We start from the raw sequence: 12,591 nt of genomic DNA, 5'->3' as shown, positions 1-12,591 counted from the left end.
GGTCCTAGGACCAAGGCCCGATGTGCCGCGACCGGGGGAAACCTACCGTCGAGCCATGACGAACACCGCACTCATCACCGGCGCCTCCCGGGGCCTCGGCCTCGCCTTGGCCCGGTCGCTGGCCGCCGCCGGCTGGACACTCGTCCTCACCGCCCGGGGCGAGGAGGACCTGCGGGCGGTCGCGGGCGAGCTCGGCGCGCTCGCGCTGCCCGGCGACGTCGCCGACCCGGCGCACCGCGCCGAGCTGGCACTCGCCGTCCCCGAACTGGACCTGCTGGTGAACAACGCCAGCGGGCTCGGCGGCATCCGGCCGCTGGCCGGCTACCCGCTGGACGGCTTCCGCGAGCTGCTGGAGACGAACCTCACCGCGCCGCTGGCGCTCACCCAAGAGGTACTGCCCGCACTCCGGGCCCGGCGCGGAGCCGTGGTCAACGTGACCTCCGACGCCGCGACCGGCGGCTATCCCGGCTGGGGCGGTTACGGCGCGACCAAGGCGGCGCTGGAGCAGCTCTCGAACGTCCTGGCCGCCGAGGAGCCCGCCCTCGCGGTCTGGTGGGTCGATCCCGGCGAGATGAACACCCGCATGCTGGCCGAAGCGGTCGGCGCCGAGGAGGCGGCGGGCGCGACCGACCCGGAGAAGGTCGCCGCGACCCTGCACGACCTGATCAGGAGCCGGCCGGCCAGCGGCCGGGTGAGCCTGCAATGAGCATCGGCTTCGCCGTGCCGTCCGCGCTGGAGGCGCACGAGCCGCCCGAGGCCCGCGGCCTGGCCCGCGACGGCGTGCGCCTGCTGGTCTCGCGCGGACCCGACCTCGCCCACCACCGCTTCCACGACCTGCCCGCCCTGCTCGACCCCGGCGACCTGCTGGTGGTCAACAACTCCGCCACCCTGCCCGCCGCGGTCCGCCTCGACCGGCTGTCGGTGCACTTCTCCACCCCGCGCGAGGACGGCACGTGGCTGGTCGAGCTGCGCCGCCCCGCCCCCGGCGGGGCCACCGAGCCGTACGGCGGCGCCGAACCGGGCGAGTGGCTGCCGCTGCCCGGCCGCGCGACCCTGCGCCTGCTGGAGCGCGAGACCCCGCGCCTGTGGCGGGCCCTGCTCGACCGCGACGTCCCCGCCTACCTCGCCCGGTACGGCAAGCCCATCCGCTACTCCTACGTGGCCGAGGACTGGCCGCTCGACGCCTACCAGACGGTCTTCGCGACCGTGCCCGGCAGCGCCGAGATGCCCAGCGCCGGCCGCCCGTTCACCGCCGAGGTGGTCACCGCGCTGGTCTCGCGCGGCATCGCGGTGGCACCGATCACCCTGCACACCGGCGTCGCCTCGCCGGAGCGCGACGAGCCGCCCTACGCCGAGCGGTTCGAGGTGCCCGAGGCGACCGCCCGCCTGGTCGAGCTCACGCGGAAGGCCGGCGGCCGGGTGGTCGCGGTCGGCACCACGGTGGTGCGCGCGCTGGAAACGACCGCCTGGACCGGCACCACCTCCGGGTGGACGACGCACGTGGTGACCCCCGAGAACGGGGTCCGGGTAGTCAACGGATTGATCACGGGATTGCACGAGCCGCGGTCGAGCCATCTGCGCCTGCTGACCGCGCTCGCCGGGTCTGATCAGCTCGAACGCGCGTATGAGGCGGCTTTGGACGCCGGATATCTGTGGCACGAATTCGGCGACACCCACCTCATCCTGCACAAATAGGCTTTGCAAACATTTGACCTCCATGATAGGAAAAGCCGGTATTTACGGGGGGTCACACTTCGCGACGACCTCGTTTCCTCTTCCTCACGGAGACGTTGTAATGCGCAACTCGCTGTCGAAGGCCGGGGCCTTCGCGCTGCTCGCTCCGCTCGCGGGCGGCCTGCTCTTCACGGCGGCTCCGGCCGCCGCCGCGGCGCCCGTCACCACCACCGCAGTCGTCGCCAAGACCGCCGACGACCCGTACTCCGTCTTCGACGTCAAGGTGCGCGCGCCCAAGGCGGTCAAGGCCGGCGGCACCATCAAGTACCGGATCTCCGCGGTCAACACCGGCCCGCACCACGCGGACTACTACTACATCGGCGGCCAGCTCCCCAAGGGCCTCACCGGCAAGATCAAGGCCTGGGGCCCGGACGGCACCGCCTGCACTTCCGACTCCACCGGCTTCTGGTGCTGGGGCCCGTACGCCCTGGACAAGGGCTACGAGGACTGGCTGATCATCGAGATCAAGCTCAGCAAGCGGGTCAAGGGCGTGGCGACGGCCAAGCTCGGCGCGCTGGTCTACGACATTCCCACCGGCATGGAGAAGCTCAACAAGGAGGAGATCGACCGGCTCGGCGGCGTCAACTCCTGGTTCTACGGCAAGTCCGTCAAGACCAAGATCGTCCGCTAAGCAAGCCACCGGAGACCCCTCGATGCGTTCTCTCCTGGCCAAGGCCGCGGCCTTCGCCATCGCCGCTCCCCTCGCGGGCGCGCTCTTCCTGACCCCGGCGGCCTCGGCCGCCACCACCGCCGCCCCGGTGGCCGCGCAGACGGCGGCGGACGAGCCGTACGCCGCCTTCGACACCACCGTGAGCGGTTCCAAGACGGTCCGCCGCGGCGGCACCCTCCGCCTGTCCATCAAGGGTGTCAACGCCGGGCCGCACAACGCCGACGTCTGGTTCGTCTACGCGGCCCTGCCGCCGGCGGCCGACCTCGGCAAGCGCGTCTACTTCCGGAGCAGCGTCAAGGGCTCCGCCTGCGTGCCGAACGAGGACATCGACGGCAACAAGGGCGTGCTGTGCATCCTGCCCCGTGACCTGAAGAAGGGTCAGGGCTTCAGCCTCTCCGTCGACGTGCGCGTCAAGAAGACGGCCAAGGGCACCCTGAAGTCCGGGATGTACGTCATCAGCTACAACGTCGACACCGGCATGGAAGACCTCAGCCAGGCGGAACTGGAGCGGCTGGGCGTGCCCGGCTACCTGTTCGGCAAGGAGATCAAGACCAAGGTCGTCCGCTAGGACGTTCCCGCCAGGGCGGGCCGCCGGTTCTCCGGCGGCCCGCTCACACGTTCCCGGGCCGCTGCCGGGCTCAGCGTCCTGGTGGAGCCCGTGTGCTCCAGAGCGGGCAGGCCGGTCACCGACAGCACGGCGGCCTCGGCCACGCGGGCCAGCCGCCGCCGGTCGGCCGCGGTCACCGGCGGCAGCACCGTGACCTCGACGGACAGCCGGCGCGTCCCCACGATCCGCCACAGCGACGCCAGCAGGCTGTCCTCCCCCACGTAGGCCGCCGCGGTCGAACCCGGCCGCCCCGACTCCTGGTAGCTCAGCGCCACCGGCCGCACCGGCACCCCGGCGTCCAGCGCCGCCTGGAAGAGCGCCGGCCGGAACCGGCCCACGCCCCGGCCGCACCACGTCGTGCCCTCGGGGAAGGCCGCCACGCTCCGGCCGCCGCGCAACGTCTCGGCGATGCCGTCCACGGTGCCGGGCAGGGCGTGCAGGGAGTCGCGATCGATGAGCAGCGCGCCGGACCCCGCCACCAGGCCGCCGACCACCGGCCAGGCCGCCACCTCGCGCTTGGCCAGCGGCACGCTGTCCAGGGCGGCGGCGATCACCAGGGGGTCGAGCCAGGAGACGTGGTTGGCGACGATCAGCGTGGTGGGGGCCACCCGGACCGGCCTGGGGGAGCCGGCTCCGCCGTACGCGGCGAAGCCTCGCCGTACGTGCACGCGGAGGCCCAGCGACCGCAGCAGCAACCGCGACCAGGCCGCGGTCACCCGGCGGCGGCGAGCCGTACCGCGGACCAGGCGGGCGGCGACGACGCCGCCCAGCACCACGGCGACGGCGGCCAGCACGCGCGCCAGGCGCAGCCACCACGCCGCGCGCCGGGCCGTCGAGTGCACGCACAACTCGGGCGTGCAGGGCGAGGACGGGAACCAGGGACTCACCGCTCCCCCAGGAAGTGCCGAAGGTAACGGTGGTCGATCCGGGACATCGACAGCAGCACCAGGAAGTCGGCGGTGCCGAAGTCGGGATCGTAGGCGGGCGGCCCGCAGACCCAGGCGCCCAGCCGCAGGTAGCCGCGCAGCAGCGCCGGCAGCCTGGCCCCGGGCCGGCGCGGCACCCCGGCGTCCGACCAGGCGTTGAGCGGCTTGACCCGGTACTCATCCGGCCCCAGCGGCACCCGGTCCACCACGTCGGCGGCCTCGGCGACCGGCACCGAACAGCAGCCGACCAGCCAGGAGTGGCCGCCGTCGACCATGTACCGGGCGATGCCCGCCCACATCAGGCCGATGACCGTGCCGTTGCGATGATCGGGATGCACGCAGGACCGGCCGGTCTCGACCAGGGCCAGGTGCCTGAGCGGAGCGAGATCGAACTCGCCCTCGGCGTAGAGCCGGTCGCGCCGGCCCGGCGGCAGCAGCCGGTAGGTGCCCACGACCTGATCACCGGCCCGGACGAGAAGGTGGTCGCAGTAGGCGTCGAAGGAGTCGACGTCGAGCCCGCTCACAGGGGAGTCGAGCCTCGCGCCGAACTCCTCGGCGAAGACGTGGTGGCGAAGGCGCTGCGCGGCCATGAGGTCCGCCGCGGTGCGCGCGAGCCCGACGGTGTACATGGTCCAATGAACGCACCCTTGGATGGCCGGACGCCCAAGGTCACGCGTCCGTATGGTGAACCTCCCGTCCACCACCCGGCGCCCTGCTTGTAGCGTGAGGGCTGTGGACCAGCGCACCCTCCTGATCACTCTGACCGGCCCCGACCGACCGGGCGTGACCTCGCGCCTGTTCTCGGTCCTGTCCGGCTTCCCGGTGACCGTCGCCGACATCGAGCAGGTCGTCATCCGCGGCCGGCTCACCCTCGGCGTGCTCGTGGCCTACGCCGGCGGGCCCTCCACCGGCACCGGCAGCACCATCGGCGCCCTGTGGACAGCGGTCGAGCAGGTCGCTGAGGACCTCGGCATGGAGGTCGAACTGTCCACCGGCACCCAGCCCAAGGAGAAGCGCCGCCGCGGCCGGCTGTCGGTCAGCGTCCTCGGCCAGCCGCTCCAGCCCGCCGCGGTCGCCGGGATCGCCGGGCGCATCGCCGCCGCCGGCGCCAACATCGACCGCATCGACCGGCTCGCCCAGTGGCCGGTCACCTGCGTCGAACTCCAGGTCTCCGGCGCCGACCCCGACACCCTGCGCATCGAGCTGGCCGCAGAGGCCGCGGTGCAGCAGGTGGACGTCGCGGTGCAGCGGATCAGCCTCTCGCGCCGGGCCAAGCGCCTGATCGTCATGGACGTCGACTCGACGCTCATCCAGGGCGAGGTCATCGAACTGCTCGCCGCCCACGCGGGCTGTCTCGACGAGGTCGCCCGGGTCACCGAGGAGGCCATGCGCGGCGAACTCGACTTCGCCGAGTCGCTGCGCCGCCGGGTGGCCCTGCTCGAAGGGCTGCCCGCCGAGGTCTTCGACAAGGTCCGCCGCGAGGTGGTCCTCACGCCCGGCGCGCGCACCCTGGTCCGTACGCTCAAGCGGCTCGACTACCGCTTCGCGATCGTCAGCGGCGGGTTCACCCAGATCACCGACGGGCTGGTCAGCGACCTCGGCATCGACTACTCCGCGGCCAACGTGCTGGAGGTCGTGGACGGCAAGCTCACCGGCCGCGTCGTCGGCGAGATCGTCGACCGCCCCGGCAAGGCCCGTGCGCTCGAACGTTTCGCCCGTGCCGCCGGCATCCCCATCAGCCAGACCGTCGCCATCGGCGACGGCGCCAACGACCTCGACATGATCGCCACCGCCGGGCTGGGCATCGCCTTCAACGCCAAGCCGGTGGTACGGCAGGCCGCCGACACCACGGTGAACACGCCTTACCTGGACTCGATCCTCTACCTGCTGGGCATCTCCCGCGACGAAATCGAAGCCGCCGACGCCGAAGACCCCACCCCGAACTAGCTTCTTCTTACGGCGACCCATTCGGGGCAGCCGGGGTTGGGCGGCCGAGGTTGAGCGGCCGGGTTGGCGGCCAGAGTTGGGTGGCCGGGGTCGGGCAGCCTGCGTGCGCCACCTTAACGCCACCCACGCGCGCCCTAGTTCACCAATGCGGCGAGCACCCCCACCCCACGGAAATGCTCCTGCACGCCGCCCCACCCCTGACTACCCGACAAGCTGCCCAGAAAGCTCCCCCACGTGCCGCCAGAGCGCCTTCTGCGCCCGCCCGGCCCGCTCATCCACCTCCCCGGGAAACTCCGGCGGATCCCGCCGATCCCGCACCGCCTCCGCCAGCTCCTCAAGCTGATCCGCACAAGCGTCCAACACCCCCACCCCCACCCCCCGCCCGGTCCCCCGCATCAAGGCCCCCACCACCATCGCGTCATCCCGAATCCGCCGAGCCGTGGTCACCACCTCCCGAAGATGAGCCGAGGCCCGATACCCCCGCCCAGGCTCCAGCTCGACCCGATCCAGCGACTCCGCCAGCCGATCCCCCGCACTCCCCGCCTCGAACAACCGCTCCGGCACCGAGTCGAGGTCCTGATCCGCCAGACACCGCAGCAGCCGCGCATGCTCCTTCAGCACCTCGACCACGAACCCCCGGATCTTCCCCGCCTCCCCCCGAGGCCACAGCACCCGGGCCGCCAGCAACACCAGCACCCCACCCGCCGCGGTGAGGCCGAGCCGCACCGCCGCCGTGACCCAGTCGATGGTGACCGAGAAGTCGCTCATCATCAGCATCAGCGGCGTCGCCAGCGCCGACCAGAACCCGTAGCTCACCTCCCGCAGCGCGAACCCCAGCGCCCCGAACACCAGGATGATCACCACGATCGTCCACCGCCCCGGCACCGCCGCCAGCAGCAGCGCCGCGACCGTGGCTCCTGCCATCGTGCCGACCACACGCAGGACCACCCGCTCCACGGTGTCCCCGTAGGTCGAGCGCAACGCGATCAGCACGGTGACCACGAACCACCGCCCGATGTCGGCGTGCAGCCCGACCATCAACGCCATCGCCGCCGCGGTCGTGACCCCGAGCCGTAGCGCGTGCCGCGGCTCCTTGAGGTCGGGCCAGGAGAAACTCGGCAGGGTCTCGGGCGCCTGCACCCCGCGCTTGGACAACGTCGCGACGGTCCTGGCTCCCGCGGTGATGCGGTCGAGGCACCGCTTGACCTGCGGGTCGCGGTCGTGTTTCTCGGCCCAGCGGCCGAAGGCCCGGTCGGCCTCGATGGCGTGCTTCACCCGGGCGTCGCTGCCGTCCGCCGCCCCGCGCAGCGCCCCGACCAGCGCGGTGACCGCCTCGCGCGCTTCCGGGGGCGGGCAGAGTGCCCGCAGGGCCACCACCTCGTGCAAGGTGCGCTGCAGGGTCCGGACGAAGGCGTCGGGGGTCTCGTCGTGCTCCTCCGAGCTGCGGTAGGCCGCCGAGGCGGTCGCCGCCTCGTCCACCGCGTCGAAGGCGTAGCCGCGCAGCCGTACCCACTCCTCACCGTCGGCCTCGACCGCCTCCAGCAGGTCCGCGACAGCCGTACAGGCGCTGCCCAGGGCTTCCTGCAGCGAGTCGAACCGCCGCCACGGCCACGAGCCGAGCGCCAGCACGCAGTAGAGCACGCCGCCCGCGCCCATCAGCAGCGACGGGCTCCAGGTCAGCGGGAGGGCGTCGTAGTAGCCCATGACCATGGTCAGCGCGGGCACGATCCCGAACGCGGGCCACTGGCCGCCCGCCGCCGCCAGCAGGCCGACGGTGGCCACGGCCGTCCACGGGTGGGGCGACAGCAGCGAGCCGAGCGCGAAGCTCGCCGGGACCAGCAGCAACTGGCCGGCCAGGCGTTTGGCCCGCTCGCCGTACGGCTTGCCGTACCGGTCGCCGAACGCGGTGAAGTAGGCGCCGAGGGCGGCCAGGCTGCCCTCGCGCGGGTGGCCGGCGAGGGTGCCGATGATCAACGGGAGGGACAACGCGACCGCGCAGAGCACGCCGTAGCCCCACGGCGGGCGCGCGGACACCGCGAAGCCCTCACGCAACGCCTTGGTGGCCGCCCCCCGCATACGGTGTGTCCCCGGTCAGTGCTCCTTGGGATCCCAGCGCTCGACCAGGCGTCCCTCCCCTGGCCAGAGGTCTACCCAGGACGAATCCACCTCGATCACGGCGAACGCCCCCGGTCGCATGTGATGCTCGGCGCCGGCCAGTTCCTCGATCGCCGGGTTGTGCCCGCACAGCACCAGCGTGCGCACCTCGTCGCCGGTGCGGCGGATCACCGCGACCAGGTCGTCGGGGTAGGCCTCGTAGATCTCGCGCTCGAAACTGATCTCCGCGTCGGGGAAGGCCAGCTCGGCGGTGCGGCGGGTGCGGACCGCCGGGGAGCACACGACCAGGTCGGGCCCCAGGCCACGGGACCTGATCGCCTCACCCGCCCGTTGCGCGTCGGCCTCGCCCCGGTCGGTCAGCGGGCGTTCGCGGTCGGCCAGGCCCAGGACCTGCGCGGCCTTCGCATGCCGCAGGAGGATGAGCGTGCGCTTGTCAGCCGCCATTGGAGGCCCAGATCGACAATCCGGCGATCGCGCCGAGGATCACCAGCATGGCCAGCAGGATGAGGCCCAGCGTCTTCCCACCGGAGGGCCGTTGCTCGTTCATCCCCCCAGTTTCCCACGCCACCCCCACGCCTCCCTGGCCCAGGACGGCTTTTCCGACCAGGCACGAGTCCTTGTTCCGGCCAGGCGGTCCCTCTTGTTCTGCCCAGGCATGGGTACGGCCCGCGTCCCCCAGCCGTTCAAGGGAAGCGGGCCGTACCGTCGAACTCTCGCGACTCGGAAGGTCAGGAACCCACCGGCTCCTTCTCCCGGTCGCTGTTGCTGGTGCTCGGCTCGATCTTCACCGACCGCCGCTTCGACGCGATGATCGCGCCGACCACGACCGCGAGCGCGACCACCGTCACACCCACCCGCAGCGCGACGTTGTCGGCCCACAGCACGACCGCCGGAGCGACCAGCAGCGCGACCAGGTTCATCACCTTGATCAGCGGGTTGATCGCCGGTCCCGCGGTGTCCTTGAACGGGTCGCCGACGGTGTCGCCGATGACCGTGGCCGCGTGGGCCTCGGAGCCCTTGCCGCCGTGGTGACCGTCCTCGACCAGCTTCTTGGCGTTGTCCCAGGCGCCGCCCGAGTTCGACAGGAAGACCGCCATCAGCGTGCCGCATGCGATCGCACCGGCCAGGAACGCACCGAGCGGCGCGTACCCGAGGGCGAAACCGACCGCGATCGGCGTCATGACCGCCAGCAGACCAGGCGTGGCCAGCTCGCGCAGCGAGTCGCGGGTGCAGATGTCCACGACCCTGCTGTACTCGGGCTGCTCGGTGCCGTCCATGATCCCGGGGTGCTTGCGGAACTGGTCACGCACCTCGAAGACCACGCGCATCGCCGCGCGCCCGACCGCCATGATCGCCAGACCCGAGAACAGGAAGACGACCGAGGCGCCGATGATCAGACCGACCAGCACGTTCGGCTGGTCGATGTCGAGCCCGAAGACCGCGCCGGACGGCAACTCGCCGACCACCGCCGTCTTGAACGCGCCGAACAACGCCGTCGCCGCGAGCACGGCGGTCGCGATCGCGATGCCCTTGGTGATCGCCTTGGTGGTGTTGCCGACCGCGTCGAGGCTGGTGAGCACCTGCGCGCCCTCGCCGTCGACGTCGCCGGACATCTCCGCGATGCCCTGCGCGTTGTCGGAGACCGGGCCGAAGGTGTCCATCGACACGATGACGCCCACGGTGGTCAGCAGGCCGGTGCCGGCCAGCGCCACCGCGAACAGCGCGACGGTCGGGTCGCCGAAGCCCAGCAGGAACGCCCCGTACACCGCGCCGCCGATGACCAGCGCCGAGTAGACCGCCGACTCCAGGCCGACGCTGATGCCGGCCAGGATGACGGTGGCCGCGCCGGTCAGCGAGGCCTCGCCGATCTCCTTCACCGGGCGGCGGTTGGTCTCGGTGAAGTAGCCGGTGAGGAGCTGGATGGCGCTGGCCAGGACCAGGCCGATGAGCACCGCGCCGATCGCGATGATCCGCGGGTCGGCGTCGAGCTGCACCTGCGTGCCGGTGAGCTGGTCGAAGCTGCTGGGCAGGTACCAGAACGCCGCCGCCGCCACGAGCACGGCCGAGATCGCGGCCGAGATGAAGAAGCTGCGGTTGATCGCCGCCATGCCGTTGCGGTCGCGGTCGCGCATCCCGGTGATGAAGATGCCGATGATCGCGGTGAGCACACCGATCATCGGGACGATCAGCGGGAAGATCAGGCCCTCCTCGCCGAAGGCCACCCGGCCCAGGATGAGGCTGGCCACCAGCATGACCGCGTACGACTCGAACAGGTCGGCCGCCATGCCGGCGCAGTCACCCACGTTGTCGCCCACGTTGTCGGCGATCGTCGCCGGGTTGCGCGGGTCGTCCTCGGGGATGCCCTGCTCGACCTTGCCCACCAGGTCGGCGCCGACGTCGGCCGCCTTGGTGAAGATGCCGCCGCCGACCCGCATGAACATCGCCAGCAGCGCCGCGCCGAAGCCGAAGCCCTCCAGCACGCCGGGCGCGTTGCCCTTGTAGATCAGCACGACCACGGCCGCGCCCAGCAGGCCGAGGCCCACCGTGAACATGCCCGCCACGCCACCGGTGCGGAAGGCGATGCGCATCGCCTTCTTCTCCCCGCTGGTCCTGGCCGCCGCCGCGACGCGCACATTCCCGCGTACGGCAAGCCACATGCCCATGAAACCGGTCAGCGCGGAGAAGCCCGCGCCGACCACGAAGAAGATCGATCGACCGATCTTGACGTCCCACCCGCCCGGGAGCAGCAGCAGGAGGAACGGGATCAGCACAACGAAGACGGCGAGAGTCTTGAACTGCCGGTTGAGGTACGCCGCCGCGCCCTCCTGGACGGCACGTGCGATGTTCTGCATCCGCTCGGTGCCCTGATCGGCCTTGAGCACCTCGCGCACGAGGCCGCCGGCGACGGCCAGCGCGATGAGCGCCACCGCGGCGACCACGACGACGATCGTGATGTTGCTTCCGGATAGTGTGAGCGTTGATTCTGGCTCGGCGGCCAGATAGAGCCTGGACATCGTTCTCCTCGGCAAGACGGGTACGTCCTGCCCGGATGGCGAGCCATCATTCGGCGGGCGGTGCGGCGGCCATCCGGGTTATGGGCAGCCGCTTCCGGTTGAGTCCGCAGTTACGCGTCGGATCACCTTGGCCGGTGCCGGGAGTCTACGCAGCGGTTCAACAGATATGAAGGCTCTTTCGTCGGCGAATTGCTCGGGCGTCTGCTAATGCCCTGGGAGTGGGCGGGTTTGCGGTTATTGCGCTCCGATTTCGGGCGTTACTCGAACTAAAAAAGTCCTACCCGAAACTATGTGATCTTTTTCTCCTTCCCCGGTCACCCCGCCCGCTGGGACCCCCACCCCTCCTCACAGCCCGCCGCAACCGAGCGTTACCGCCTCACCCCGGCACCCGACCAACGGACTTCCCGCCGCGGCCGCCACTTCGAACCCCCGCCACTTCGAACCCCCGCCGCTTCAAACCCCCGCCACTTCAAACCCCCGCCACTTCAAACCCTCGCCACCGCCGACAGCCGACACGCCGACCTCGCCTACCGCTGAGAGCCCCCACACGCTCCCCAGGCAGTCCGAGGCGGCCCACGTACATCCCCCTCCAAAACGGAAAAAGCGCCCCGAAGGACGCCTCCACCGCACCAAAGGAAAAGCGCCCGTCAGAACCCCCACCGCACAACCCACGGCAAAGCCCTAGCGGACGCCCCACCAAAACCCGAAAACCGGGCTACCCAGCCGCATGCCCATTCAGCCCGGCCGGCCAACTCATCCGAATCCGCATCCCCTTAGGGCTCGGAAAAACCTCGACATCATCAGCCAGCCCGGCGATCACGGCAATCCCGAACCCACTCGTGTACGAGTCGGAGAGCATGCTCAAATCCAGCGGCCGCTCCTGCTCATGCTCGTCACTGGGAGCGAGATCGCTCACAGTGACCTCGAAGCGGCCAGAGTCGTCACGGAGCTCGATGCGGATCGGCTCTCCCGGGCAGTGGGCGCGATGCGCCTCGACCGCCCGGGAGCAGGCTTCTCCGACGGCGAGCCTGACCTCGTCCAGCAGCGACTCCTCCACGCCTGTGCGGCGGGCGATCGCCGTGGCCACCAGCCGCGCCGTCCTCACGTGCGCGGGGAGGGCGCTGAACGTCAGCTCGACGGTTGCCATGACTACTTGTCTCGGCCGTGAGCTTCCTTGGCCTCGTCGACCGAAGCGTAGATCCCGAAAACCTTGGTGAGCCCGGTGATCCGGAAGATCTTCAGGATGCGCTCCTGGGTGCACACCAGCTCCAGGGAGCCGTCGTGCGCGCGCACCCGCTTGAGCCCGCCGACCAGGACACCCAGGCCGGTGGAGTCGAGGAAGTCGACCTTCTCCATGTTGACGAGAAGGTGGAAGTTGCCCTTGTTGACGAGGTCGATCAGAAGCTCACGCAACCTGGGCGCCGTGTAGACATCGATCTCACCCTCCACCTCCACGATGGTGAGTCGATCTTCGTTGTGGTGATCCAACTTCAGATCCACAGATCCTCCAGCGCCTCGCCTGCGAAGTACTCTCTTGGGCCTGGCAAGCTTGAAGCTGCCCGACCCCGACGCGCGGCA

At 71.0% G+C, this 12,591-nt stretch carries 12 protein-coding genes; 5 read left to right on the top strand and 7 right to left on the bottom strand.

Features of this window, described 5'->3' with window-relative positions; all coding sequences use genetic code 11:
* Positions 1 to 55: 55 nt before the first annotated feature.
* The 4 genes from AB0I67_RS08300 to AB0I67_RS08285 all read left to right on the top strand — a co-directional run bounded on the left by AB0I67_RS08300 (position 56) and on the right by AB0I67_RS08285 (position 2,972).
* Positions 56 to 706, top strand: a complete 651-nt coding sequence (locus AB0I67_RS08300; protein WP_357919605.1) for an SDR family oxidoreductase — start codon at positions 56 to 58, stop codon at positions 704 to 706.
* Complete coding sequence (locus AB0I67_RS08295) at positions 703 to 1,695, top strand: S-adenosylmethionine:tRNA ribosyltransferase-isomerase (RefSeq protein ID WP_357919602.1); 993 nt, start codon at positions 703 to 705, stop codon at positions 1,693 to 1,695. The genes AB0I67_RS08300 and AB0I67_RS08295 overlap by 4 nt, the downstream gene beginning before the upstream one ends.
* Positions 1,696 to 1,795: 100 nt before the next feature.
* Complete coding sequence (locus AB0I67_RS08290; protein ID WP_357919599.1) at positions 1,796 to 2,365, top strand: hypothetical protein; 570 nt, start codon at positions 1,796 to 1,798, stop codon at positions 2,363 to 2,365.
* Positions 2,366 to 2,387: 22 nt separating this feature from the next.
* Positions 2,388 to 2,972: a hypothetical protein gene (locus AB0I67_RS08285; protein WP_357919596.1), complete on the top strand. Its 585-nt coding sequence runs from the start codon at positions 2,388 to 2,390 to the stop codon at positions 2,970 to 2,972.
* Here the strand turns inward: AB0I67_RS08285 and AB0I67_RS08280 are convergent.
* Positions 2,969 to 3,898, bottom strand: coding sequence for a lysophospholipid acyltransferase family protein (locus AB0I67_RS08280; RefSeq protein WP_357919594.1), 930 nt, complete (start codon positions 3,896 to 3,898; stop codon positions 2,969 to 2,971). The genes AB0I67_RS08285 and AB0I67_RS08280 overlap by 4 nt on opposite strands.
* Complete coding sequence (locus AB0I67_RS08275) at positions 3,895 to 4,566, bottom strand: GNAT family N-acyltransferase (RefSeq protein WP_357919591.1); 672 nt, start codon at positions 4,564 to 4,566, stop codon at positions 3,895 to 3,897. The genes AB0I67_RS08280 and AB0I67_RS08275 overlap by 4 nt, the downstream gene beginning before the upstream one ends.
* 103 nt (positions 4,567 to 4,669) lie before the next feature.
* Between AB0I67_RS08275 and serB the strand changes: the two genes are divergently transcribed.
* On the top strand, positions 4,670 to 5,884 hold the full coding sequence (gene serB, locus AB0I67_RS08270; protein ID WP_357919588.1) for a phosphoserine phosphatase SerB: 1,215 nt from the start codon (positions 4,670 to 4,672) through the stop codon (positions 5,882 to 5,884).
* 201 nt (positions 5,885 to 6,085) lie between these two features.
* On the opposite strand, the gene AB0I67_RS08265 is transcribed toward serB, so the two are convergent.
* The 5 genes from AB0I67_RS08265 to AB0I67_RS08245 all read right to left on the bottom strand — a co-directional run bounded on the left by AB0I67_RS08265 (position 6,086) and on the right by AB0I67_RS08245 (position 12,513).
* Positions 6,086 to 7,960, bottom strand: coding sequence for an FUSC family protein (locus AB0I67_RS08265; RefSeq protein ID WP_357919586.1), 1,875 nt, complete (start codon positions 7,958 to 7,960; stop codon positions 6,086 to 6,088).
* Positions 7,961 to 7,975: 15 nt separating this feature from the next.
* A complete protein-coding gene (locus tag AB0I67_RS08260) occupies positions 7,976 to 8,443 on the bottom strand; it encodes a histidine phosphatase family protein (protein ID WP_357919583.1) in 468 nt (155 codons plus the stop codon).
* Positions 8,444 to 8,727: 284 nt separating this feature from the next.
* Entirely contained in the window at positions 8,728 to 11,013 is a 2,286-nt protein-coding gene (locus AB0I67_RS08255; RefSeq protein WP_357919580.1) for a sodium-translocating pyrophosphatase, read from the bottom strand.
* Between the two features lie 715 nt (positions 11,014 to 11,728).
* A complete protein-coding gene (locus AB0I67_RS08250) occupies positions 11,729 to 12,160 on the bottom strand; it encodes an ATP-binding protein (RefSeq protein ID WP_357919577.1) in 432 nt (143 codons plus the stop codon).
* A 2-nt stretch (positions 12,161 to 12,162) separates the two neighbouring features.
* Positions 12,163 to 12,513 carry an STAS domain-containing protein gene (locus tag AB0I67_RS08245; RefSeq protein WP_181610166.1) on the bottom strand — a complete coding sequence of 117 codons (351 nt, stop codon included), beginning with the start codon at positions 12,511 to 12,513 and terminating at the stop codon, positions 12,163 to 12,165.
* Positions 12,514 to 12,591: the final 78 nt, after the last annotated feature.

The organism is Nonomuraea sp. NPDC050310, assembly GCF_040655795.1.
GTDB lineage: Bacteria > Actinomycetota > Actinomycetes > Streptosporangiales > Streptosporangiaceae > Nonomuraea.
The sequence above is the reverse complement of the archived record's forward strand: the minus strand, read 5'-3'. Positions and strand labels throughout refer to the sequence as shown.